The sequence below is a fragment of the Pseudomonas sp. BR20 genome, assembly GCF_050780135.1.
Lineage (GTDB): Bacteria > Pseudomonadota > Gammaproteobacteria > Pseudomonadales > Pseudomonadaceae > Aquipseudomonas.
On sequence record NZ_CP172012.1, the window covers coordinates 1,862,380 to 1,886,421 of the forward strand.

The following is a 24,042-nucleotide window of genomic DNA, read 5'->3' on the forward strand; positions in this document are numbered from 1 at the left end:
TTCATGGCTATCACCCTGGAACAAGCGCAGGGCCAGCTGCAAGCCTGGCTCGATGCGAGCATGAAGGTCAGCCAAAAGCAGAGCTATCGCATCGGCACCCGGCAGTTGGAATACGCCGACCTTGCCGAAATCACCAAGACGATCGACTACTGGCAACAGCAAGTTGATCGCCTGGAGAGCGGTCGCACTCGGGGGATCGTCCTGCGTGGGATTACGCCGCGATGAGCCGCTCGCCGAAAGTGCCAGAGCCGACGCTGCTGGATAAGGCCATCACTTGGCTAAGCCCCGAGCGCGGCGCCAAGCGCATGCACGCCCGGTTGACCATGACCGCCTTGGGTGGTTACAGCGGCGCGTCGAAGTCCAAGCGCACGTTGAGCGCCTGGACCCCGACGGCAGGCAGTGCGGCAGCAGATCTGCTGCCCGACTTGCCCACGCTTCGCGAACGCTGCCGAGACCTTGAACGCAACAACCCCATCGGTGGTGGTGCGATCAATACGGTGACGACGAAAACGGTCGGCACCGGCCTGGCGCTTAAGTCAGTGGTCAATCGCTCGATTTTGGGCTGGGACGAAGACCAAGCCAGGGAGTGGCAGCGCAAAACCGAATCGCTGTTCAAGTCCTGGGCGGAAACCACCAGCTGCGACATCACCCGCGAGCAGAATTTCTATGGTCTGCAGGATCTGACCTGGCGATCTGTGCTGAGCAGCGGTGACGTCTTTACGTTGCTCACGCACAAAGAACAAACGGGTCAGCACTACTCGGCGTGCATCCAATTGATTGAGGCCGACCGGGTTTGTAACCCTAGCAACAAGGCCGACACGGAAGCCCTCACGGCCGGCATTGAGCGTGACGCCGATGGTGCACCGATCAAGGCTCACATTTTGCGCAGTCACCCCGGGGCACTCGGCGTCAAAGAGCGCGTTTGGGATGACCGTCCGTTCTTCAATGAGCGTGGCGGTCGCGTGCTGCTGCATGTGTACCGGCGTCGTCGGGTGGGCCAGCCACGCGGTGTGCCGTACTTGGCGCCGGTGATCGAGAAGCTCAAGCAGTTGGACCGTTACACCGATGCCGAGCTGGAAGCGGCGGTGGTGTCTGCGTTCTTCGCCGTGTTCATCAAGCCGGGGCAGGGCGGCAATCTGAGCCCTCTGGCATCGGCCGTTACTGGCAACACACCGGTCGGTGGCGATAAACCCGCCGGGAGAGACCAGGGCGGTTGGGATGGCTCACTCAGTGGCGGCATTGTCGCCGAGCTGGACGACGGTGCGTCGATCGATACCGCATCACCCGGTCGCCCGAACATGGCATTCGACCCGTTCGTGCTCGCCATGCTCCGGCAGATCGGCATGGCACTGGAGCTGCCCTATGAGGTGCTGATCAAGCACTTTACCGCCAGTTACACCGCCGCGCGTGCTGCGGTGATGGAGGCTTGGCAATTCGTTCGCGGTTGCCGTGACTTCCTGGGCCAGCATTTCTGCCAGCCCGTGTACGAGCATTGGCTTGAAGAGGCCGTGGCACAGGGAGACATCGAGGCTCCTGGGTTTTTCGACCACCCGTTGCTGCGTTATGCGTACAGCGGGTCGCTATGGGTGGGGGATGGTCCTGGCACCGTAGATCCGCTCAAAGACATCAATGCCGCCGAAAAGCGCATCGATATTGGCGTCAGCACGCTCGCCAAGGAATCCATGCTTTACGACGGTAGCGACTGGGAAGAGAACCACGAACAGCGTGCGCTTGAAGTGAAGCGTAGGCGCGATGACGGCCTATCCGTGTCACCAACGGCTCGCCCCGAGGATGAGCCTGCGGCCAATCCTGATCTTCCTGAACGGACCTAGCTATGAGCGACAACCCAACCGATGCACCTCCCGTGCACCGGGTGACGGCGTTCGACCTGGTATCACGTGAGCCCTGGGCTATCACCCCGGACATGCTGCAGACCATCACCGCCATCGCCCGCCGGGAGCATGAAGGCCCGGAAGCCTTGGAGGCCAGGCAGGGCAAACCCTTGCAGAACAGCCGCGCGGTGACCCAGCGCGGCAATGTGGCATTGCTGCCCGTTACCGGCCCGGTGTTCCGCTACGCCAACTTGTTCACGGCGCTGTCCGGTGCGACGTCGCTGGATGTGCTGGCCAAGGAGTTCACTACCGCCGTCGACGATCCGCGCACCGACACCATCATCCTTGTGATGGACACCCCCGGTGGTATTGCCAGTGGCATCGCTGAATTCGGCCAGATGATCCGCGCCTCGCCCAAAAGGGTGGTTGCGTATGTGTCCGGTAACGCGGCCAGCGCTGGCTACTGGATAGCTGCAGCAGCCCATGAAATCGTCATGAGCCGCACCGGCGCTGTGGGCTCCATCGGCACGGTGCTGACGGTGCGTAAAAGCGACGACGACGGCAGTTTTGAGATCGTCAGCAGCCAGAGCCCGAAAAAGCGCCCTGACTTCAGCACTGAATCAGGACGTGCTGTCGCTCAGGCCCATGTCGACCGGCTCACTGACATCTTTGTCGAGGACGTCGCCAATTACCGTGGCCTCAGTGTTGAAACCGTTTTGGCCGACTTCGGCCAGGGCGATATGCGGATTGGCTCCGATGCCGTGGCATTGGGCATGGCCGACCGTGAATCCACCCTTGAACAACTCATCGCCGAGTTCAACAGCAGTTCTTTTGGAGAAAAACCTATGTCCACCACCACCAGCAGTAACGCCCCCGCGCCGACTGCAGACAAACCCGTTATCAACCGCGAATACCTGGCCGCGAATCATGCCGAGCTGCTGGCCAGCCTGGAACATGACGCGCATGCCGCTGGTGCAGCTGCCGGCGCCCGCGCCGAGTGCGAACGCATCCAGGCGGTGGAGGCCGCCGCACTGCCCGGACACGAAGAGCTGATTGCCACGCTCAAGTTCGACGGCAAAACCAGCGGTGCCGAAGCGGCGGCGCAGGTTATCGGCGCCGAAAAAACCAAACGTGCCGGTGCCCTGGCCGACATTCGTGCCCAGGCGCCTGCGCCTGTGCCCAATGCGCTGACGCCACCGGCAGCCCCTGAGGCTGTGAAGGAGGATCCAGAGGCGCCGCTGGAGGAGCGTGCCAAGGCGACTTGGGACAGCGACAAGGAGCTGCGCGCCGAGTTTGGCACCTTCGAGGCCTATCACGGCTACCGCAAGGCCACCGAGCGGGGTCTGGTCAAGGTCCTGAAAAAGTAAGTACCGGGTAACCCCTTTCCACCCATGGCTCTGGAGAATCCTATGCCTCTTACACTCGATACCCCCCGCGCTTACGAGATCGGGGAAATTAACGATTTGTCTGTTGCGGCCGGTGTGCAGATTTTCGAAGGCTCGGCGGTTGGCATTGTCGCGGCTAACGGCCTTGCGCGTCCTCTGGCGGCAGGGGATCTATTCGTGGGCTTCGCCGATCGCGGCGTCGACAATCGAATCGGTGCAGCTGCTGCAGCGCGTGTGCGTCTTCGCGAAGAGGGCAAAGTTGAACTGCCCGTCACTGCGCTGGCGATCACCGACATCGGTAAGCCGGTGTATGCCAGCGACAGCGGCACGTTTCTGCTCACCGCCGCCGGTAACAGCCTGATCGGGCATGTTCACCGGTTCGCGCGTACTGGCGTCGGCATCGTTAAGTTCACCGCCCAGGCCGTCCCTGTCGCGGCGTAACGCATCACTCAATCCATTCTTTTTTTCTGACCGTATCCTTCTTCAGGAGAATCACCCATGGGTGCTGAAGTACTTTCCAGCCGTGCCATCATCGGCATGTTTTACGAACTGCTCGAGCAGAATGTGGGGTCGAACTGGATCGACGCCGTGTCCAACCTGTTCGACTCTGACCAGGCCAAAGAAACCTATCCGTGGATCGGCATGGTGCCGACCTTGCGTGAGTGGATTGGCGGTCGCCACGCCAAGGGCTTTATCAGCGCTGATCTCGAAATCGAAAACCTGCACTTTGAGGCCACCCTCGAAGTGCTGGTCACTGAGCTGCGCCGCGATAAAACCGGACAGTTGCGCATCCGCCTGGGCGAGCTGGCCGACCGCACCAACGCGCACTGGGCACGACTGTTATCGGTGCTGCTGCTCAACGGTGAAAGCCAGACCTGCTACGACGGCCAGTACTTCTTCGATACCGACCACGAAGAAGGCCAGAGCGGCGTGCAGTCCAACAAGATCACCACCGACATTTCCGAACTGCCAGCGACACTTCACGGGACGCCCAGTCGGCCGAGTGTTGAGGAGTTTCAGCAGGCTGTTGCTCGATCCGTCACCCAGTTGACCAGCTTCAAGGATGACCAGGGCGAACCCATCAACGAACTGGCACGTGAGTTTCTGGTGATGGTGCCGTTCAACCTGCTGAGCGTTGCGCAGACGGCACTCAGCGTGCCGCGCGGTACCAACATCAGCGAGATCGTCATGCCGGACAACGTGGTTGTCCGCGTGGTGGGTAACGTGCGCCTCAACGCCTGGGTCGACAAGTTCGTGACCTTCCGCACAGACGGTCGTTTGAAAGCGTTCATCCGTCAGCAGGAAACCGACGTGGCCATGAAGGCCAAGGCCGAAGGCTCGGAATTTGAGTTCGACAACGATGCCCATCAATACGGCGTCGACACCTGGCGCAATGTGGGTTTTGGGCGCTGGCAGTACGCCGTTCTTAACCAACTGGTGGCGTAAGCCTTTCGGCCTAACACCTCACTGAGGGCATTGATATGCCGAAATACCGCGTGGAACAGACGATCACCCTTTATGGGGGGGAACTGATCCTGAATGCGGCCCAGGCCAGTGCGCGTGCGCATAACCTGGAGCCGGTCGAAAACAAGAAGGGTCGCTACACCATCGTGTCGCCCGTTCAGTTCAAAGCCGGGGAAGTGATTGTGATCCCCGGCGAGCCGGACAAAGCGTTGGGGCAGCGGTTGTCGAAACTGGACAAGGTCGCAGGAGAGCGTAATGCCGAATAAATCCTACACGGTGCTATCCGGCTCGTTTCGCGGGCCAGATGACAAACTGACCGGGGCAGGGGGCGTGATCGAGTTGCCTGATGACGTGGCCCAACGCTTTCGCCACCAGTTGGAAGTGCTGGTGGTCGAGCCTGTGCCGGCACCTTCCGCTGCAGCTGAGGGCGGACGCAAGCCCGTCAAGGCGAGCCCTGATGCTTGACGAAGATCTCAGGGGCTTCCTTGAGGACTTCAATGTCGGCGGGATGGTTGATGGTCAGCCGTTTCTGGCCGCGCGGGATATGCCGGACGAGATCCACGGTATGGGTGGCACCAACAGCCAGTCGACCGGCTACGAGATCCTGATCATCACCGCCGAGGCCGAGCGCCTGGGCATCGACAATCCCAAACTGATCACCGTCGCCGGCGTGAATTTTCGCGTCCGTGACCGCCGAATGATCGATGACGGCGCCTTTAGCCTGGCCTCCCTCACCAAGGTTTAACCCTCATGCCCTCGATTCAAGAACGCATCGTCGCAAAGGCGCAGGGGCTGATTTTGGCCGCCGGTACCTTGGCGGCAAACCGGGTGTATCGCAGTCGTACTGAGGCGATTAAACGGGACATGACGCCCGCGATCGTGCTGCGCCCTGACCTTGAAACCTGTGAGCGCGAAAGCGCTGCAGTGGATCGCAACCAGTTCGAGCTGACGGTGGAAATCATCGCCCGGGAGGACACGGTCACAGGTGCTGCCTGGGATCAGGTCGCCGACTTGGTCAAGGTTGCCGTGCATGCGGTCCTGATGGCAGAGGACGCCTTTGAGGAGGCGGATCGGGTGCAGCGCTTCTACATCGACTGGATCGAGGACGAAGGCGACAACACCGCCGGCAACTGCATGGTGCGCTACCGCTTCACCTACCTGTGCAACACCGGCGACCTGACGGCCGGACCTACCTTTTACTGAGGAACACATTATGCAAATCGCATTCGGCAGCGGGTTGTTTTACGCCACTCCGCTGATGGACGCCTATGGCAATGCCATTTCGGCTCCGACCCCCATCCTGCTGGGTATCATGCAAGAAGCCTCGGTGGATCTGTCGTTTGATTCCAAGGAATTGTTCGGCAGCGAGCAGTTTGCGGTCGACGCGGCGCGGGGCCAGGGCAAGCTGACGGGCAAGGCCAAGTCCGCACAGATCAGCCTGCTGCAGTGGAATCAGTTGGTGTTCGGGCAGACCCTGACCACTGGCCAGGTCTTAGTTCATCACTCCACGGAGCCCACAGTGGTGCCGGCAGGGGCCACCATCACCGTGGAGCCTCCAGCCGGCGGGACGCTCTCTGGTGATCTTGGGGTACGGGGCGCCAGTGCGATCCCTTACGTACGGGTACTGAGCGCGCCGACAGTTGGGCAGTACACCTTTGATGCCGCCACGGGGGAATATGCATTTGCCGCTGCAGACGTGGCCAAGTCGGTGTTCATTGATTACCGCTACACCGTTACGACAGGTAAAAGCCTTTCGGTGAAAAACCTGCCCATGGGTGACATGCCGGTATTTCAGGGCGAGCTTGTCCTGAAATACAAGGGCAAGACTGTGTACGTGCGCGTGCCGAACTTTGTCAGCAACAAGCTGGGGATCGCCACCAAACAGGACGACTACACCATTCCGGACTTTGAATTCACCGGCTACGCGGATGAGTTCGGCGAGGTGTGCTACTGGAGTGCCAACGAATGACGGTCGTGAATGTCCCCGGTGTTTCGTTCCCGTTTCCAGGGAAAACGCTCGTCATCCCACCCCTTGCGCTGGGGGATCTGGAGCAACTGCTGGAGCGGATCAACGCGGTGATGGCCGGCAATATGGACCGGGACAGTATCGCAACGGTGATCGATGCCACGCACGCGGCATTGCGTCGGAACTATCCCGACATCGAGCGCGCAGAGGTGGCAGCGCTGCTGGACCTTCGAAACATGCGTGACGCGTTGGATGCTGTTATGAGCGCTTCTGGCCTGGAAGTTACGGAGCCGGTACCGGGGGAAGGCCAGGCCCCTTCGACTGGGGCCAACTCTACGCTCACCTGATCGCCTGTACCGGCCAAAGCCCGGTCGCGCTTCGGCGTGATTGGGACATGGTTATGGTTGGCCATATGACCGACTACTGGCGTAGTCACCCGCCCGTACACGTCCTTGTTGCCGGATACATGGGCTACAAGCCAATCCAAGAAGTTACTGATGCACCTGACCTAGCCAGCAACCTAGAAGCAATAGCTGCTGATCTACGGAATGATTTGCCCGATCACCTGCGCAGTGCACTGGACGCCCTCATTGTTCCTCAGTGAGTAGACGGCGTTTCGTCTTGCAGGTAATTTCCTCCTTATGACTAGGGAGGGATCAAAATGCGTTTTATTTTTCTAAGCGGTTTTTTAATAATTTCTTCACCTGCGTTCTCAGCAGATGAGTGTGTCGCTCTTACCGATGATACAAAACGGCTTGCTTGCTACGATATGAAGTATAAGCCTATCGATAAGACCGAAAGAGTAGGTAAATGGATTGTGAGCAATGAGGTCTCGAAGGTTGACGATAGTCAGGCCGTATATCTGCAAGTTGTATCGAATGAAAGTATTGAAAAACGCTCTGGCGGTTCTGACACAGCAACGCTGACGCTTCGATGTCAAGAGCGTGAAACTTCACTTTTGATCAATTTGGCGGGGGAGTTTCTAGCGGATATTAGTGGGTACGGTGATGTAACTTACCGCATTGATAACCAGAAGGCAGAGACCCGAGCATTTACGGCATCTACCAATAACCAATCCCTAGGTCTGTGGTCGGGTAAGAAGGCTATCCCCATGATCAAATCTCTGTTGGACCATGACGTTATGTTGGTGAGGGCAACCCCCTATAATCAGTCGCCCGAGACTGTAACATTTCCTATCAGCGGACTTAAGGGGGTGATTGAACCTCTGCGAAAGGCCTGTGGATGGTGAATTTTTAAGTGTAAAAAAGCCCCGTATTTACGGGGCTTTTTATTGCGTAATATTTGGTGAGGTAGGTATGGATAGAAACATTGCTTACCAGTTTACGGCTGGCACTCAGGGTTTCGACCGCGCAGTTGAAAGCATCGAGCGCAACATGCGTGACGCCCGGACGACATTCAGCCGCGAACTGCGTGCCATCAACACCGAGATGGTCGGCAGCCAAACCCGCCTGGCTCGCTTTGGTCCGGCCGTTAATGAGGCGTTCTCCGGCGTCAGCACCATCATGCGTTCGGGCCTCGGTGGTGTGGCGGCTGGCATTGCGGGTGTGTTTGGTCTGGGCGCTTTCAAGCTGGGCCAGATCGTTAGCGATAGCAAGGACGCGGCGATCCAACAGGAGGCTGCTTATCGTGGCCTGGAAGCGGTGGCCAATCACGCCGGTGTCGGTATCGGCCGGGCCATGGATGAGGCCAACAAGCTCGCCTCTGATGGCTTGCTCAGCGTCGGTGACGCAGCCAAAGCACTTCAAAACCTGCTCAGCCGTGGCTACAACGTTGACCAGGCGGTGGCGGTGATCAACCGCCTAAAAGACGCTGCAGCGTTCAACCGGCAGGCCAATCTCAGCATGTCGGAAGCTGTGGTGTCGGCCACCGAGGGCTTGAAAAACGAAAACTCGGTGCTGGTGGATAACGCCGGTGTTACGAAAAACGTCGCCAAAATGTGGGACGAGTACGCCAAGAGCATCGGCACCAGTCGTGACAAGTTGTCGGACTCGCAAAAGATCACGGCCGAATACAACGGCATCATGAAAGAGACCGAGGCCCAGGTCGGCAACGCCGCCAAAGCGGCCGATGGGTTGACTGGGAGCCAGGCCGAGCTCGACTCCAAAAGCAACCAGCTGCAGGTCACCATCGGTACCATCCTTGAGCCTGTCTTCATCAGCCTGAATAAGCGTCTGTCTGAAACCGCCAGTTGGTTCAACAACCTATTGAAAGGTATGACCGGCGTAGGCCTTACCGTTGATGAGGTGGCGGCGAACGTCGCGCGCTACGAAGCGATGTTAGGGACCGTTATCGCCGGCCCGCGCGGTGGGGGTGGCAAGGCCCAGCTGGAAGCCACGCTGGTCGAAGAGCGCCTGCTGCTGGAAAACATGCAGTTGGTGTCCAATAAGCTGGAAGAAGTCGACGCGGGTATGCGCTCCCGTTCCGCTCGCATTGAAGAGCAGCGACGCAAAGTGGCGGAGATGGCCGCGACCGGCGATACAGCCCTGACCAAAGCACCGCAGCAGGGTAGGACAAGTCCGACCGCTTACGGCGTTGAAGTCGCCCGGTTGACCAAGCTGGAGCAGGCATATGCTGCAGCCGTCGAGCATCGGAAAAAAATAGTTGAGTCCACAACTCCCCCTAAAAAAGCGGATGACCCGGTAAGTGCGCCGACGAAGGCCACGTCACGGGTCAGTGAGTGGGCAGAAGCATTGGACGCGCAGAAGGTCGCTCACGCACAGCAGCAGGCCGAGCAGGGCACCTTCCTGCAGTTCTCCCAGCAGCAGGAAATGCAGTACTGGCAGGGCATTCTCAAGCGCACGGATTTGAGTGCGGCCGAACGTTTGAGCGTTCAGCGCAATTACCTGGCGTCACTGAATGCGTTGCGCCGGCAGGACGAAGGCCAAGCCTTTGCCGATCTGCAGGCCCAGGCGCAGCAGTACCGCAACAATATGGACGCGCGTCTGCAGATCGCTCAGCAGACATTAGAGCGCAGCCGGCAACTCTACGGCCAGGACAGCCAGGAATACCGCAAGGCTGCGGCAGAGGTGGTCGCTGTCGAGCGCGAAAAGCAGCAGCAAATCACCAACATGAAACAGCAGCAGCTGGCAGCCGATCAGCAGGCGCGGCTTACCGATGTTGCGCATGCCGAACAGATGGCCCAGCTGGATCTGCAAGCCAATCTGATCACCCTAGGCCAGCTGCTGCAGGCTCAGGCCGAGTTCGAAAAGCAACGGTATGCGATCGAAGCTCAGGCATTGGCCGAACGTAAAGCGCTGCTGGAGCAGGATCCTGACCGTAACCCGGTCGCCCTGCAGCAGGTCCAGCAGCAGATCCTGGCGCTGGAGCAAACCCACCGCAACAGCATGGCTGTGATTGGCAGGCAGCAAACCTTCGAGTCGCAAAGCAATTGGACGGGCATGGTCGACAGTCTGCGTACCAGTTGGTCGAGCGGGCTTACCGGGATCATCAGCGGCACCATGAGCACCCAGGGCCTGTTGCGCGGGATCTTCAACAGCATCGGCACCGCGTTCGTTGAGAACATGGTCACCAAGCCTTTGATGGCTTGGATGTTCGGTGAGACGGCTAAAACCGGCGCCACGGTAGTGGGTGTAGGCGTTCGAACGGCTGCAGAGGCAGGCGGTGCGGCCATGTCCGTAGCGATCTGGGGCGCAGCCACGATCAAAAACATCATTGCCAGCGCCTGGCAGGCCATGGCCGGTGCCTTTGCAGCCATGTCGGCCATTCCGATCATTGGACCGATCCTCGGTGCGGCGGCTGCAGTGGCTGCCGGCGCATTCGTATTTGGCCTGGTGAAAAACGTTGCTTCGGCCGAGGGCGGCTATGACATCCCTGCCGGTACCAACCCCATGACACAACTCCACGAGCAGGAAATGGTGCTGCCTAAGCAATACGCCAATGTCATCCGCCAGGCAGCCAATGGGGAAGGGCAGTTGGGTGGTTCTGGCAACAGCTATCACTACCACGACAGCAGCGGCCGGATGTCGCCCGCTGATATTCGCCGTGGTGCCCGGGTGCTGGCTGAGGAAATGCAAAAAATGCGGCGCAACGGCGCCATCAAAACTTAGGAGGGCGAGATGTCGTTAGGACCTTTTTGGCCGGCGCGCTGGATCGCCAGTTACCCCGATATGGGCGCGGCGGCGGAAGGAGTTCTGCCGCGCCTGCCCGGGCAAACCCTGCTTTCAAAAAAAGCACCTGAGTGGAGTACCGGCGTGCAGAAAGCTGCCAGTGGTCGACGCCGGACAACGGCGTACTACCCGGCGCCGCTGTGGTCTTTCCAGCTGAGTTACAACGCCGTGCGCAAGCGCCCTGGGTTGGATGAGTGGTCGAGGCTGATTGAGTTCTTTAATCAGCGCAAAGGGCAATTCGGCGAGTTTCTGTTCTTTGACCGCAGTGATCACCTGGTAACGCTTCAGCGCTTTGGCACCGGGGACGGCACCACGCGAACATTCCAGCTTTCCCGGGAGATCGGTCACTGGGTGGAGCCGGTGTACGGGGTCGTCAATGTGGACGTTGTCACTGTCAGTGGTGCTCCTACTTCAGCCTTCACTGTGGATGAGCTGGCGCGCATCACCTTTACGGTGGCCCCTCCGATTGACGCGGTGCTGGTGTGGAGTGGGGCGTTTTATTTTCGCTGTGCTTTCGAGGCCGATTCGCTCGACGGGGCTCAGCCTTATCGCGCGATTTGGGAGCTCAAAAACATCGCGTTCACGAGTATCAAGCCATGATCGATGCCACACCTGAACTGAAATCCTTTCTGGCCACGGCGCGCAGTTTCGTCATGGCGGATCTGTACACGATTGCCCTGGCCAGCGGCCAGGTGCTGCGTTACACCGATGCTGGTTTGCAGATCTTCTACGCCGGACAGAACTACTCGGCCAGTGGGCCTCTGATCAAGCGCACCGGCGTACGTGCGGTGCGCGGGATTGAGGTCGACACGTTGAACGTGACCTTTACCGCCGGCATGGACGACACCGTGTTCGGCGAGCCCTTGCTGCCATTCATTGCCGGCGGCGGTTTTGACGGGGCCACTTTGAACCTTGTCCGAGCGTTTATGGCGGACTGGCGGTCGCCCGTGGTGGGCACGGTCACACGTTTTATCGGGCGTGTCGCCGAGGTGGATCCTGCCGATCGCGAGCAGGCGACGGTGACAGTGAAGTCGCCGATCGAGCTGCTGGATACTAAGGTGCCCCGGGGCGTCTATCAGCCCTCATGCCTGCGCACGGTATACAGCGCCGACTGCGGGGTGAACCGTGCCCTGTTTGAAACCGTGGGTGTGGTCCAGGGCGGCAGCACGGCCCTGCGTGTGAACTCCAATGTGCCCGCCTCTCAGGGCTGGTTCGACCAGGGCGTGATTCGTTTCGTGAACGGTGCCAATGCAGGTGTGACAAGAACCGTACGCCGATTCACTGCAGATGGCGCCGTGACGATGATTCTGGGCCTGCCAGGCGTGCCAGTGGCAGGTGATCAGTTTCTGATTTACCCGGGATGCCCACGGACGTTGGATGCCTGCACCAACAAATTCGGCAACCGGGCGCGGTATCGGGGTATGCCGTTCATTCCCGTCGCGGAGACATCGGTATGAGCCCGTTCGAAGTGCTGCAGCGTGATGCCGTGGTCGCGCAGGCTGAGCGCTGGTTGCGCACGCCGTACCAGCACCGGCAGCACCTGCTCGGCGTTGGCGTCGATTGCGCCTGGTTGCTGATTGAGGTGTATCACGCCGCCGGGTTGATTCCCACGATCGACCCCGGGGCGTATGCCCAGGACTGGCACCTGCATCGCAGTGAGGAGCGTTATCTGGGCTGGCTGGAGTTGTACGGCCGGCAGATCGATACGCCACAGCGTGGTGATGTCGCGGTCTGGAAGTTCGGCCGTACCTTCAGCCACGGCGCGGTGGTGGTCGATGAGCACCTCATCATTCACGCCTATCGGGACATCGGCGTCGAGTTTGCAGATAGGCGCGAGGAGCGGCTCTCCAGCCACACCGTGCGTTATTACACACTTAACCGATATGGAGTCAGCGATGGGGGGCAGCAGTAGTACCATTTCCAACAGTGCAACGCGCATCAACGCGCTGCAGATCCAGAGCAGTGCGAGTGGCAAGCCGATCGCCTGGATCGCCGGCCGCAATCGCGTCAGTCCTAATCTCATTTATTACAGTGACTTCGAAGCTGTCGCCAAAACCACGACGAAAAAGTCGGGAGGTAAAGGCGGGGGCGGAGCTACTCAAAAAGACACGACCTATACCTATTATGCGGCGCTGATCCTTGCGGTCGGGCGTGGGCCGCTGGGTGCCATTCACCGTGTCTTCCGCGACAAGGAAGTATTCACATCGCTTGCTCAAGTGGGTTTGAACTACGCCAATGGCACTCATGATCAGACCGTGTGGGGGTTTCTTCAAACTCGCCACCCGGCCGAAGCGATTGCCTACGCTGACACGGCCTACGTCTTTTCCAGCAGGTATCTGCTCAACGATAACGCCGGCGTCCAGAATCATACCTTCGAGGTGGACGGGCGTTATCAGGTGCCCGGGCTGCCGGATGCCAACCCGGGCGATTTCCTGCCCGGGCTTTTGCTCGATCCATTGGACGGTATCGGTTTTACCCCTGCATGGGTCGCGGATATGTCGAACTACCGCAACTATTGCTTGGCGGAAAACTTACTCTTAAGTCCGGTGCTCGACGAGCAGTCACCGGCGAATGAGGCGATCGCGCGCTGGTTGCAACTGACCAACAGCGAGATGGTGTGGTCTGCTGGTCAACTCAAGGTGATTCCCTACGGCGACCAGGCCGTCACTGGCAATGGCGTGACGTGGTTTCCGAACATCACGCCGGTGGCGGATCTGACCGATGACGATTTCCTTTCAGAGGACGGTGAGCCGCCGGTTTCGCTCAAGATCAAGAGCCAGGCCGACAGCTACAACGAAGTGTCGCTGGAAATCCTCGATCGCGATCACGAGTACAACACCGACGTGGTGCGTGCGCCTGATCAGGCTGCTATTGAGCAGTTTGGCTCCAAACCGATGGACACCATCAAAGCGTACGAGATCTGCAATATCGCCATTGGAGCCCATGCGGCGCAGTTGCTGGTGCAACGCAAGCTGTATGTGCGCAATGAATACGAGTTCTCCCTCGGCTGGCAGCATGTGCTCCTCGAACCTATGGACCTGGTGACGATCACTGAGCCTGACTTGAACCTGCACCAACGCCTGGTCCGGTTGATTTCGGTTGAGGAGGACGAGCTGGGTAAGTTGGCGATCGTGGCCGAGGATGCGTTGCTGGGCGTCGGCAGCGCACCTAACTATCCGGTGCAGAGCAAAAGCGGTTATCAGGGCAATCAGAACGTCGCGCCTGGTCCTGTCCTGGCGCCCATCATGTTCAACCCACCCGAGAGCTTGCTGCCCGCCGGCACATTGCAGATCTGGGGCGGTGTTGCCGGTGTGGGTGAAGCCTGGGGCGGTTGTGAGATCTGGATCAGCGCCGATGGCGACAGCTACCGGTTAGCGGAGACGATTTACGGCAGGGCGCGCATGGGGCAACTGACGACGACGCTGGCCGCTGGAATCGACCCCGATACGGTCAACACCTTGTCGGTGCAACTGGCAGCGGCGACCGAGTTGGCAGCGGCCACGACCGCCGAAGCGGACAGTGGCGCCACGCTGTGTTGGGTGGCCGGTGAGCTGCTGAGTTACCGAGACGCGGTGCTCACGGGCGTCGGAGGCTATGAGCTGAGTTATCTGAGACGCGGACGTCTGAGCACGGCCATCTCCAGTCATTCGGCCGGTTCACCCTTTGTGCGGTTGGATGATGCGGTCTGGAAGTACAGCTACACGTCCGACCAGGTCGGCAAGACTGTCTGGGTCAAGTTCCGCTCATTTAACGTGTTTGGTCGAGCGCTTGAGGATCTGGCGGATGTCACTGCCTACAGCGTCACGTTGTCGCCGGCTCGGGTAGCGCCTGATACCGCGCAAAACCTCGCCCTGGTGGGGGCCTTCGAGGCGCCGTACTTCACCGTCAGCTGGGTGGCCGGAGCTCGTGCCGAGGAACGCTTGGTACGTGTTCGTCACGCGGGCAGTAATGCCCTCCTGCGAGAGGTGGCGACCACCAGCACGGCATTCACGTACCAACGTGAAGATGCGCTGGTGGATGGCGCGCTCATTCGCAGCTATCGGGTGGAGGTCATCGAGCGCAACGCTGCAGGCCAGGCACAGTTGGTATCGTTGTTGGTCACCAATACGGCGCCGGCGCCCGTTACGGGAACCGCCGCCACGGTCACTGGCACCACCACAGCGGATGTCAGTTGCGCGGCCAGTGCAGCTGCAGACACGGCGGGCTATGTGTTTGTGTATTCGACAGAGGAGGACTTTGATCCGGCAACTGCAGGAACGGTCGGCTATCAAGGAGTATCACGCACCGGGCAGATCACGGGACTGACGCCAGACACCACGTATTACCTCTGCGCTGCAGCGTACGACACCTGGAGCAGTGTACGCAGTCAACTCAACTTCGCCCCGGCGATCACCTTCAACACCTGATAGAGACTCATCATGCAACCTATTCAATTCTTTGCCGCAAGGGCTGAAGACGGCGTGCTATTGCCCGGAGCAACGGTGAGTGTGCTTGTCTCGGGGAGTGAGACGTTGGCGCCGCTGTTTTCCGATGCAGCGGCGACCGTGGTGCTAGCCAACCCCATGCATGCCGATGCTAGTGCGCGGGTGTTCTTCTACACCACGGCGGCCCGCATCGATATTCAGATCGGCTATGCGGGGTACCGAGCGCCGCTGCTGCAGGGCATCGGTACCAGTGACCCGGTGGATATGATCAATGCGGAAATTGATCGCCTCAACCGCGATATGGTCGATGGAAAAGTGCATGCCAGCGTAGCCGCCGGTTTGTTGGCCACCGTCGACGGCCAGTCCTTTTACGTGGAACCCACCTCGCCAGATATATCGCGCAGTCTGTATGTGCGGGTCAGTGCCACGGAGGCCAGGCACGTCTCCGATGATCCGTCAGTGGGTTACATCGCAGAGATAGACGTGCGCACCTCTGCGGTTGAGAGCGGCACGTTTAACGGCTTGGAGCTGCGGTTTGTTCGATTGGCCGTAGAGTCCGGTTACACCTGGGCCCTGGTCGATTCGGTTGGGCGCATGGCGCTGGGTTGCCGGGTAGATGGTTCACTCGTGGGCAAGTTCATGCTGCGCGACGGCACTGTCGATCGCAACACGCTGAAACTCGACCTCGACGGATTCATCGCCAAGGCGTTGGACCCTCAGTCGGGATACGCGTGGGCAGTGATCGATACCCTGGGCCGGATTGGGCTGGCTCTTCGAGTGGATGGGACCGTTACCGGGAAATTCTTGCTCGGCACCGGTGCCGTACCTCGCAAAGCGCTAGGGGCCGATCTGTCAGGCTTCATTGCCGTTCAACTGAGTCCAGAGTCCGGTTATGTCTGGGCCGTCGTCGATGCGGTTGGCCGCATTGCGCTGGGCATCACCACAGCCGGCAAAACGGTGGGTAACTTTGATATTCATATTCCCGATGTGACAGGGATTGAGTACCTCAAGCCGGTGCACGATCTGCTGTGTGTAGGGGATTCCCTGACAGCCAATAGCAGCCAGGTGACCTGGCGGGAGCAACTTGAGCCACTGATCAGTGCGCGGACCATTGTGAATGGCGGCATTGGCGGGCAGACGTCTCGCCAGATCGCCGCGCGTTTCGGTGCTGGTACCGCACTGCTGACCGTCACGGACAACCAGATCCCGGCCTCGGGTTCGGTGACGGTAACAGCTCTGAGCACCTTGCTGCTGTCCACGCCCGCGACCAATTCCGGCACCTACACGTTGCCAGGTACCTTGGGCGGCATCCATGGGACGCTGACGTGCACGCACAGTGAGACCGGGGACTCGTCGGACGTTTACACGTTTGCTCGGGATGCTGCCGGAGACGCCCGATACAGCGCGCCCAAGTCGCCGTTTGTGCCCGACGTGCCCGGTGACGGGTTTTACACCGAAATCATCTGGATGGGTCGCAACAACCTCGACAACATCGAGCAGATCAAGGCTGACATTCGGGCGATGGTGGGGGTGCAGAAAACCGTTGAAAAACGCTACCTGATCATTACTCCGCCGCTTGGCGGTAACCCGACACCGGGCACGTCGACGGGGGAGGGGGTTGGTACCGCCACCTACAACAATTGTGTCGCGCTGGAGGATTGGGCCACTGCCGAGTACGGCGATCGCGTGATCAAGATCCGCGAGTGGCTCATGCAGTTCAACGACGGCAGCGCCGACGATCTGGACGACGTGGCCAAGGGCGTGGTTCCGCGTTCACTGCGGCTGGACATCATTCACAACACCACGATCAGCAACGGGCATATCGCTCGTCGCATTGCCTATGAAATTAACCGGAGGTCCTGGTAATGGCCGGACAAAAAACTGTACTGGATGGCATCACCTTTACCGATACGACGTTGCCCATTCTGCGTTCCGATGCGTTGCTGAGTGCGGGGTCGCTGTATTTGTTCGACTTGGGGCATAGCTTGGGTGGTGTGAGCGGAGTGCCGGCAGCTGGAGCCTCCATTCCCAACATCGCTTACGGCGAAGCGGCAGCGGTGCTCGGCGCTGGCACTGAGAGCAGCTTGGCCGGGGTCTTCAGCAGCAACGCGGTCGCGGCCGACGCATTGTTTGAGCGGACGCCCAAGAAGGGCCTGCACGCCATTTACAGCCAGGTGAACAACACGGTGAATGGTCATGGTTCACAGATCAATATCGCAGCTGCGATCCGCGATTACATCATCGCTAACAAGACCCACCTGTTCTATTTCTCGGTATGGGCGCACCGGACACGTGCAGCGCTCGCAACCGGTCACCGGTATATGGAGATCGGTAGTGGCGGCAACTTCCTGGGTTACATGAGTGGCGCCGGAAACACAGGTAAGGCTTCCGGGCTTTACAACGTCGTCGGCGGTGCCAACGCCGTAGCCAATCGGTACTCCTCAATGCGAGCGTCTGCGGGGAGTGGGGATACGGTGGCGGCAGCGGCCGGGAGCATTATTTTCGGTAATGGTGGATCCGGTTCAGCGCTGACCAATCAATGCCCCTCGGACATCTTCTATCGTGGCTACTGCGAGGATCTGACCGTGTCGGGGCGAACCTACGCAGACGTTGATGCCCTCGACAAGGCGCTATGGGATGCCGCTTTCGCTGCAGGTGGTCGGTTTGCTGGTGACACCTTCACGGCACCGTCGACCTTCCCATAGTTGGCCAGGTAAACCTCAAGTCCACCACCACCCGTAATTAGCGGCGGAAGCGGAATTTTTCCCAGCCATTTTTGAACCTGAAAGTTCCGGTGTCTCCTGTGAGAACGTAACGGCTCGCTCTGTAAAAAGCAGTAAATGGAGAGAATCCAAAGCGTCTGATTTTTTTGTAGACCCAAACCCATCCGTGGTGATTGGTAGTTTTGGCGGGCCTCTGAACCATTAACGCGTTCCTTCATAGCGAAATTTGGCGCAGATGATAGCGATGTGCCCCACTGCAAAGGCTGTCAATGAATAACGGGGCGGAACTTCTTATCACGATGAGTGTTCTGGCCCCATTCGATTGAGTACAGCACCGTATCAACCTCAGTCAATTGAGTTGGTTTTTACTTCTAACCCCGCCGTTGTGCGGGTTTTTTTCGTCTGGAGAAAAGGCTATGGCACGACTTTCGACCACCCAGGCAGGCAGCCGCAATGCGTTGGCCTTCCTAGACATGCTCGCTTGGTCCGAGGGGACCAGCACATCGTCGGCCACTGCCCTGGATGGCTACGACGTCATCGTGACGGGCATCGACAGGAAGCCTGAGGTCTTCACAGATTTCAGTGACCACCCCTTCGCAAAGGGGCGCGGCTCGAAGGTCATCAACAGCAAGGGCCTGAGATCTAATGCCTCTGGCCGGTACCAGCAGATGCTCAAAGATTGGCCGTATTACCGAACGCTGCTGGCCCTGCCTGACTTCAGCCCGATCAGCCAGGACCTGCTGGCTATGCAGCACATCCGCGAATGCCGCGCGCTACCGGACGTGCATACGGGCCGGGTCGAAAGCGCAATCGCAAAGTGTCGGAATATTTGGGCAAGCCTGCCTGGTGCAGGGTATGGACAACGTGAACACCGGCTTGACGATCTGATCCAGCAGTACCATTTGGCGGGTGGAGTGCGGTCATGACGGCATTACGGAAAGTGTCCCGCTGCCTGGCCCAAGCCGACGCGGACCGTCTGTTTTTTAAGTGTCCAGGGTGCGGCATCGCTCATGGCATTTCGCACGGCGCAGGGGTTGGTCCTCGGTGGGGGTGGAATGGGAACTTGGACGCGCCGACGTTCACGCCGAGCATTCTGGTCCGATACACCTGGTCTGATGGCCCCCGGGTTTGTCACTCGTTCGTGACCGGTGGGCGCATTCAGTTCCTTGATGACTGCACTCACCACTTGGCGGGGCATACCGTCGATCTACCGGATTGGGAGGATGAGCAATGCTGACCACGCCACAGAAATTGGCAGTCCTGTTGATCGCTATGGCTATTGCGTTCTGCGCGGCCTGGCAGGTTCAAGCGTGGCGTTACGCTGGAAAGCTCGCGAGCCAGGCCGCGCTGCAGGCTGACGATCTAAACAATCTGACCCAGGCCGCGCTCCGCCAACAACAGACCGAACAGGACAAGCGCCAGGCCACAGAGCAACAACTCGCCGTCTCCGATCAACAGCACACCCGAGAACTGTCCGATGCCAAACGTAATCAGGCTTTATTGCGTGACCGCCTTGCTACTGCTGATGTACGGCTGTCAGTCATTCTCGACGCCAAGGACCCAGCCAGTGGCAGCAACGTGTCTGCCACCCCCAGCACCGTCGGCGTGGTTCATGGAGCCCGTCGAGCCCAACTTGACCCAGCGCATGCTCAACGAATTATCGGGATCACCGATGCCGGAGATCAAGGACTGATTGCACTCAAAGCTTGCCAAGCTTACGTTTCGACGATAATTCAGAAACTCCGTCAATGATCACTTTAGTTTGGGGCTCAGCTTAATAGGGTTTTTTATAGATGGTCTGTTGGTATGTTCAATTAGGGTATCTTTCCCTAGGGCGAGTGCGCAATTAGCGAGGGTGAGTGAAAGTATCATTATGGTCATTGATATTAGTTGATGCTTGTTGATTGTAATAATATCGGTAGTCAATCCTAATACTAAAACTCCAAAAACTGCTCCTAAACCAGTTCTCGTGATAGTGAGAAAGCCGGTTCCTATTTCTGCAATTATTTTATGGATGAAGTTAAAGGTATCTTTGCTTTTGTCAGAACTGAACCGTATTCCATGTTTAACTAGAAAAACGAAAGCATAAAGGCCAGTGAGGTATGTGGAGTATTCAATTAGCGGGCCGATTGCAAGCAGTCCTTGAACTATGTCGTCAACATCTTTTTGGGTAGTGCTGAAAAATAAAATCGGTAGCGTCCCCAATAAAAATGCCAAGACCCATTCGCTAGGGAGTTTGCTGGTTAACGCAATTGTGTCCTTTTTGAAGTTGCTGGGCTTTTTGTTCATTGGCATGTTCCTTGAGGGCACACGATGAATTGATAGCTTTAAAAGGAGCGAGCCGGACGGATGCACCAACATCAAGTCCGGCCCGCCAAACCCGCAGTCCAATCCTGCAAGTCCGGCCGTGGCTCCTGCCTTGTGCACAAAGCAAGGTGAGCCTAGCACCTGTTTATTCATACAGTAAAGGTCTTGCTCCCATGTCTATACCCATCATCCCTTGGATGGGCGGCAAACGCCGCCTCGCCGACCGCCTGATTCCGCTGTTTCCACCTCACGAATGCTACGTCGAAGTCTTTGCCGGAGGCGCCGCGCTCTACTTCATGCGCCCTCAGGCCGCGCCCGTTGAAGTCCTTAATGACATAAACGGCGACCTAGTGACGCTGTACCGTGTCGTGCAGAACCATTTGGAAGAATTCGTGCGCCAGTTCAAATGGGCAATCAGTTCCCGCCAGGTGTTCGAGTGGCAGAAAATGACTCGTCCTGAAACCCTCACCGACATCCAACGCGCCGCTCGGTTCTTTTACCTGCAGCATCATGCCTTTGCCGGCAAGGTGACGGGGCAGACATTTGGTACCGCGACTACCGGTCCAGCCATCAACTTGCTGCGGATTGAGGAGAACCTGTCGGCAGCGTGGCAGCGGTTGTCCGGTACCTACGTTGAAAACCTGCCATGGTTGGATTGCGCTGAGCGTTACGACCGTGCCCACACCTTCCATTACATGGATCCGCCTTACTGGCAGACGGCAGGCTATGGCGTGGATTTTCACTTTGAGAATTACGAGCGCATGGCTGATTTTATGAGGCGTTGCAAGGGGAAGGTCATGGTCAGCATCAACGACCATCCTGACATTCGCCGAGTGTTTGAAAGTTTCCATCTCGAGACCGTTGACATCCGCTACAGTACGGCCAACCAGCGAAATAGTAACTCTAGGTCCAGCGGAGAACTCATAGTTATGAATTGGGAGCCAGCAGCATTGGGAGCGTTGTTCTAATTAAAGGGGGCGGCGGAGCCGTCACCTACCGATACTTTTAGTTTTTATTGAAAGCGTGAGTTGTCACGAGACTCTCCACTTAGAGCCTCAAGCTGAATCGCCAAAGTCTGAATTTTTTTGAAGAAGGCTTTATCGAAAGGCATTTTACTCGTAAATCTTTTCAGTAACGCCTTTATCTCCTCGTGTGTAAACTGCTCTCGCTCTGTGATGAAGTCATGTGCTCTGAGTTGAATGAAGAAAGATTTTTCATCCCATTCAGTAATTACTTCAGGAAAATTTGTGAAAGTGAAATTATTCACACGCAAGTCATGCACAAGAGATTCAGCCACAAGCCCGCCTATTTGGCAGGAACTAATACCTAGATGAGAAAAGTATGTGCTCATGTATTACTTCCGAGTAGTAGCGGAAGCCGCAGGCAGGGAATGTCTCTGTCTGTGGGGCGCTAAATTAGCGAGGATAACTTTTTTTCATTTCTGCAAAGTTTTTCACGACCCAAGATGTAACGGTCTCACTGCTTGGAGCTGTTGATTTAAACTTCTCCTTAAGCATCCATTCAACAATAAGACGCGTTCTCTTATCGAGATCTGCGTTGTCAGCTCCTGCTAAGCCATTTAGGTACAGCAGCATTTCATAGCCTTCCTTTCGGCTCAAATGATTGGCATCTTCTTTGATCAACTTGGGATTATCTCCTTCTGAGACCTTCCAGCTGTACTCATAATGCAGGTCTGCTCTGGTCAACTTTGGCATGTTATGCGCTCTCAATATACCCGTCATAGGGTGATACCACGGTGATGGCCACGCTTCGAATTTTCAACGCCAAAATTACCCGTGTTTGTAACGAGGTATTTCTAGGCGGCAGCGCGGTACGGCTATCTGCCTCCTTGGCCGATGAGCCATATGAGGACTTATGAACACGTAGGTCGACAGGCTAAAGGCTTTAGCATCGTACGAGTGAGCCAATTGGATTCACACACCAGTCCGCCTGTCGAAATCCCCATAGAAAAATTGACCGCAAGGGCCTTACAAAGTTAACTGTACATTCGTACAGTATTTGTAGAAGGCGTCGCTATGAGCTTTACCATTCTAGGTTCCCTCGCCGAGGAAGGCGCGAAGCTACCATTGTGCTCGTTCCAGGTTCCGGCCGGCTTTCCTTCGCCGGCAGCGGATCACATTGAGCAGCACATCTCACTGGATGAGGTTCTGAATATCCGTGCGCCTCATGTGTACCTTGTAGCCATCACAGGCGAGAGCATGCAGGGTGTCGGGATCTTCGATGGTGACTTGGCCGTGGTGGATCGTGCCATTGAGCCTATGCATGGGCACGTAGTGGTGGCCCTGCTGAACAATGAGCCGGTCTGCAAGCGCCTGTGCAAGCGAGGCCGGGAGGTGGTCCTACTGTCCGAAAACCCAAAATTCCCAGCACGTTACATTCTTGAAGGCGATGAGCTGTCGATCTGGGGCGTCATCACCAGCACAGTACGCAGCCATGTCTAAGCAAGAGCCCACCTTTGCGCTGATCGACTGCAATAGCTTCTATGCCAGTTGCGAGCGGGTATTCCGGCCAGACCTAGCGAAGGTGCCCGTCGTGGTGCTGAGCAATAACGATGGCTGTGTCATCGCCCGTAGCTACGATGCCAAGCCTTTCATCAAGATGGGCGAACCGTATTTCCAGATCCAGCACAAGCTCAAGCAGCATGGCATTGTCCCCTTCTCTTCCAACTATGCGCTGTACGGCGACATGAGCGAGCGTGTGATGAGCCTGATCGAGGCCCTGGTGCCGGCGGTCGAGGTGTACAGCATTGATGAGGCATTCGCCGATTTGACCGGTATCGGTGATCTGGATGCCTTAGGCCGACAGATTCGCGCTCATGTGCTTCGCTGCACCGGCATCCCGGTCGGTGTTGGTATCGCGCATACAAAGACCCTGGCGAAGCTGGCAAACCACACAGCGAAGCGCCTGCAGTCCGAAACCGGTGGGGTGGTCAACATCACCGATCCGGTTAAGCGTGACTGGGTGCTGCGCAATACGGATGTGGCGGAAGTCTGGGGTGTCGGCCGCAAGATGAAACTCCACCTCGACGCCCTGGGCATCAAGTCCGCCATGGACCTGGCCAGGGCGGATCCTTGGACGCTTCGTAAGAAGTTCAGCATCGTGATCGAGAAGACTGCCCGTGAGCTGGCCGGAACGTCTTGTCTTGAGCTGGACGAGCCCGATTCACTAAAGCAGGAGATCTGCTGCAGCCGAATGTTCGGCAAGCGCCTGACTGATCTGCCTCCGATTAAAGAGGCGTTGGCGACCTATATGATGCGGGCCTCAGAAAAGCTCCGGGCCCAGGGTTCGTTGTGCAAGAAGGTGCGTGTATGCATCCGCACGGGCATGTTCAATCCAGAGGAGGCGAAGTATGCCAACGGAGTGGTGGTAGATATGCCTTATCCCACCGATGATGTGCGACTGCTGACAAAAGCGGCCGTTGATGCGGTCGACCGTATCTACCGGCCGGGCTTCAAATACAGCAAGGCTGAAGTGATGCTGCTCAATCTGTGTCTGCCGGGTGAGTACACCGAGGATCTATTCGCGTTCTCACAGCCAGAGGAAGCCAGCAGGGTGATGACGGTACTGGACCAAATCAATGGTCGCTGGGGAAGGGGGACTCTGCGTTCGGCAAGTGTGCCGATGGCACCGAGCTGGGGCATGCGCCGTGAAATGCTCAGCCAGAGCTATACGACGAAGCTGGATGAGCTGTGGCGTGTTGAATGCCGATAACGGCAGGTCGGCGAATGCTCATTGGCATTATGCTCTGCCGATCCGGAATTCAGGCGTGATA

General features: G+C 58.0%; 28 protein-coding genes. 25 read left to right on the forward strand and 3 right to left on the reverse strand.

Going from position 1 to position 24,042, the window contains the following annotated elements:
- The first annotated feature begins 3 nt into the window (after positions 1 to 3).
- From ACHPFG_RS08375 to ACHPFG_RS08480, 22 genes are all read left to right on the forward strand, one after another.
- Positions 4 to 225 carry a DUF6148 family protein gene (locus ACHPFG_RS08375; RefSeq protein ID WP_074844112.1) on the forward strand — a complete coding sequence of 74 codons (222 nt, stop codon included), beginning with the start codon at positions 4 to 6 and terminating at the stop codon, positions 223 to 225.
- Entirely contained in the window at positions 222 to 1,832 is a 1,611-nt protein-coding gene (locus ACHPFG_RS08380; protein WP_431702071.1) for a phage portal protein, read from the forward strand. Before ACHPFG_RS08375 ends, ACHPFG_RS08380 begins: the two co-directional genes overlap by 4 nt.
- Before the next feature lie 2 nt (positions 1,833 to 1,834).
- A complete protein-coding gene (locus ACHPFG_RS08385; RefSeq protein WP_431702072.1) occupies positions 1,835 to 3,199 on the forward strand; it encodes a S49 family peptidase in 1,365 nt (454 codons plus the stop codon).
- 42 nt (positions 3,200 to 3,241) lie between these two features.
- Positions 3,242 to 3,658 carry a hypothetical protein gene (locus ACHPFG_RS08390; protein WP_431702073.1) on the forward strand — a complete coding sequence of 139 codons (417 nt, stop codon included), beginning with the start codon at positions 3,242 to 3,244 and terminating at the stop codon, positions 3,656 to 3,658.
- Between the two features lie 57 nt (positions 3,659 to 3,715).
- A complete protein-coding gene (locus ACHPFG_RS08395; RefSeq protein ID WP_065927361.1) occupies positions 3,716 to 4,663 on the forward strand; it encodes a Mu-like prophage major head subunit gpT family protein in 948 nt (315 codons plus the stop codon).
- Positions 4,664 to 4,698: 35 nt separating this feature from the next.
- On the forward strand, positions 4,699 to 4,947 hold the full coding sequence (locus ACHPFG_RS08400) for a hypothetical protein (protein ID WP_065899730.1): 249 nt from the start codon (positions 4,699 to 4,701) through the stop codon (positions 4,945 to 4,947).
- A complete protein-coding gene (locus ACHPFG_RS08405; protein WP_431702074.1) occupies positions 4,937 to 5,146 on the forward strand; it encodes a hypothetical protein in 210 nt (69 codons plus the stop codon). Before ACHPFG_RS08400 ends, ACHPFG_RS08405 begins: the two co-directional genes overlap by 11 nt.
- Entirely contained in the window at positions 5,139 to 5,426 is a 288-nt protein-coding gene (locus ACHPFG_RS08410; protein WP_431702075.1) for a hypothetical protein, read from the forward strand. The genes ACHPFG_RS08405 and ACHPFG_RS08410 overlap by 8 nt, the downstream gene beginning before the upstream one ends.
- Before the next feature lie 5 nt (positions 5,427 to 5,431).
- Positions 5,432 to 5,884: a hypothetical protein gene (locus ACHPFG_RS08415; protein ID WP_431702076.1), complete on the forward strand. Its 453-nt coding sequence runs from the start codon at positions 5,432 to 5,434 to the stop codon at positions 5,882 to 5,884.
- 10 nt (positions 5,885 to 5,894) lie between these two features.
- The gene (locus ACHPFG_RS08420) at positions 5,895 to 6,650 is read left to right on the forward strand and encodes a hypothetical protein (RefSeq protein ID WP_431702077.1); all 756 of its coding nucleotides are present in this window, start codon (positions 5,895 to 5,897) and stop codon (positions 6,648 to 6,650) included.
- Complete coding sequence (locus ACHPFG_RS08425; RefSeq protein WP_431702079.1) at positions 6,647 to 6,994, forward strand: hypothetical protein; 348 nt, start codon at positions 6,647 to 6,649, stop codon at positions 6,992 to 6,994. The genes ACHPFG_RS08420 and ACHPFG_RS08425 overlap by 4 nt, the downstream gene beginning before the upstream one ends.
- 314 nt (positions 6,995 to 7,308) lie before the next feature.
- On the forward strand, positions 7,309 to 7,896 hold the full coding sequence (locus ACHPFG_RS08430; RefSeq protein ID WP_431702080.1) for a type VI secretion system-associated protein TagO: 588 nt from the start codon (positions 7,309 to 7,311) through the stop codon (positions 7,894 to 7,896).
- Positions 7,865 to 10,735, forward strand: a complete 2,871-nt coding sequence (locus ACHPFG_RS08435; RefSeq protein WP_431702081.1) for a hypothetical protein — start codon at positions 7,865 to 7,867, stop codon at positions 10,733 to 10,735. The genes ACHPFG_RS08430 and ACHPFG_RS08435 overlap by 32 nt, the downstream gene beginning before the upstream one ends.
- Before the next feature lie 9 nt (positions 10,736 to 10,744).
- Positions 10,745 to 11,395: a DUF2460 domain-containing protein gene (locus ACHPFG_RS08440; protein WP_431702082.1), complete on the forward strand. Its 651-nt coding sequence runs from the start codon at positions 10,745 to 10,747 to the stop codon at positions 11,393 to 11,395.
- Entirely contained in the window at positions 11,392 to 12,252 is an 861-nt protein-coding gene (locus ACHPFG_RS08445; RefSeq protein ID WP_431702083.1) for a DUF2163 domain-containing protein, read from the forward strand. Before ACHPFG_RS08440 ends, ACHPFG_RS08445 begins: the two co-directional genes overlap by 4 nt.
- Positions 12,249 to 12,707, forward strand: a complete 459-nt coding sequence (locus ACHPFG_RS08450; protein ID WP_431702084.1) for a hypothetical protein — start codon at positions 12,249 to 12,251, stop codon at positions 12,705 to 12,707. The genes ACHPFG_RS08445 and ACHPFG_RS08450 overlap by 4 nt, the downstream gene beginning before the upstream one ends.
- On the forward strand, positions 12,691 to 15,201 hold the full coding sequence (locus tag ACHPFG_RS08455; protein ID WP_431702085.1) for a phage tail protein: 2,511 nt from the start codon (positions 12,691 to 12,693) through the stop codon (positions 15,199 to 15,201). Before ACHPFG_RS08450 ends, ACHPFG_RS08455 begins: the two co-directional genes overlap by 17 nt.
- Positions 15,202 to 15,213: 12 nt before the next feature.
- Complete coding sequence (locus ACHPFG_RS08460) at positions 15,214 to 17,085, forward strand: hypothetical protein (RefSeq protein WP_431702086.1); 1,872 nt, start codon at positions 15,214 to 15,216, stop codon at positions 17,083 to 17,085.
- A complete protein-coding gene (locus ACHPFG_RS08465; RefSeq protein WP_431702087.1) occupies positions 17,085 to 17,924 on the forward strand; it encodes a hypothetical protein in 840 nt (279 codons plus the stop codon). Before ACHPFG_RS08460 ends, ACHPFG_RS08465 begins: the two co-directional genes overlap by 1 nt.
- Positions 17,925 to 18,358: 434 nt before the next feature.
- Positions 18,359 to 18,868, forward strand: a complete 510-nt coding sequence (locus tag ACHPFG_RS08470; protein ID WP_431702088.1) for a glycoside hydrolase family 24 protein — start codon at positions 18,359 to 18,361, stop codon at positions 18,866 to 18,868.
- Positions 18,865 to 19,179: a DUF6527 family protein gene (locus ACHPFG_RS08475; RefSeq protein ID WP_431702089.1), complete on the forward strand. Its 315-nt coding sequence runs from the start codon at positions 18,865 to 18,867 to the stop codon at positions 19,177 to 19,179. Before ACHPFG_RS08470 ends, ACHPFG_RS08475 begins: the two co-directional genes overlap by 4 nt.
- Positions 19,176 to 19,694, forward strand: a complete 519-nt coding sequence (locus tag ACHPFG_RS08480; RefSeq protein WP_431703452.1) for a lysis system i-spanin subunit Rz — start codon at positions 19,176 to 19,178, stop codon at positions 19,692 to 19,694. The genes ACHPFG_RS08475 and ACHPFG_RS08480 overlap by 4 nt, the downstream gene beginning before the upstream one ends.
- Here ACHPFG_RS08480 and ACHPFG_RS08485 read toward each other — a convergent pair whose 3' ends face one another.
- A complete protein-coding gene (locus ACHPFG_RS08485; RefSeq protein ID WP_431702090.1) occupies positions 19,695 to 20,402 on the reverse strand; it encodes a hypothetical protein in 708 nt (235 codons plus the stop codon).
- Between the two features lie 20 nt (positions 20,403 to 20,422).
- Here ACHPFG_RS08485 and ACHPFG_RS08490 point away from each other — a divergent pair, with 20 nt between their 5' ends.
- On the forward strand, positions 20,423 to 21,217 hold the full coding sequence (locus ACHPFG_RS08490) for a DNA adenine methylase (protein ID WP_431702091.1): 795 nt from the start codon (positions 20,423 to 20,425) through the stop codon (positions 21,215 to 21,217).
- A gap of 44 nt (positions 21,218 to 21,261) precedes the next feature.
- On the opposite strand, the gene ACHPFG_RS08495 is transcribed toward ACHPFG_RS08490, so the two are convergent.
- Positions 21,262 to 21,600, reverse strand: a complete 339-nt coding sequence (locus ACHPFG_RS08495; RefSeq protein WP_431702092.1) for a hypothetical protein — start codon at positions 21,598 to 21,600, stop codon at positions 21,262 to 21,264.
- A 64-nt stretch (positions 21,601 to 21,664) separates the two neighbouring features.
- Positions 21,665 to 21,964 carry a hypothetical protein gene (locus tag ACHPFG_RS08500; protein WP_431702093.1) on the reverse strand — a complete coding sequence of 100 codons (300 nt, stop codon included), beginning with the start codon at positions 21,962 to 21,964 and terminating at the stop codon, positions 21,665 to 21,667.
- Between the two features lie 321 nt (positions 21,965 to 22,285).
- Here ACHPFG_RS08500 and ACHPFG_RS08505 point away from each other — a divergent pair, with 321 nt between their 5' ends.
- Entirely contained in the window at positions 22,286 to 22,711 is a 426-nt protein-coding gene (locus ACHPFG_RS08505; protein WP_431702094.1) for a LexA family protein, read from the forward strand.
- Entirely contained in the window at positions 22,704 to 23,981 is a 1,278-nt protein-coding gene (umuC, locus tag ACHPFG_RS08510) for a translesion error-prone DNA polymerase V subunit UmuC (protein ID WP_431702095.1), read from the forward strand. Before ACHPFG_RS08505 ends, umuC begins: the two co-directional genes overlap by 8 nt.
- Positions 23,982 to 24,042: the final 61 nt, after the last annotated feature.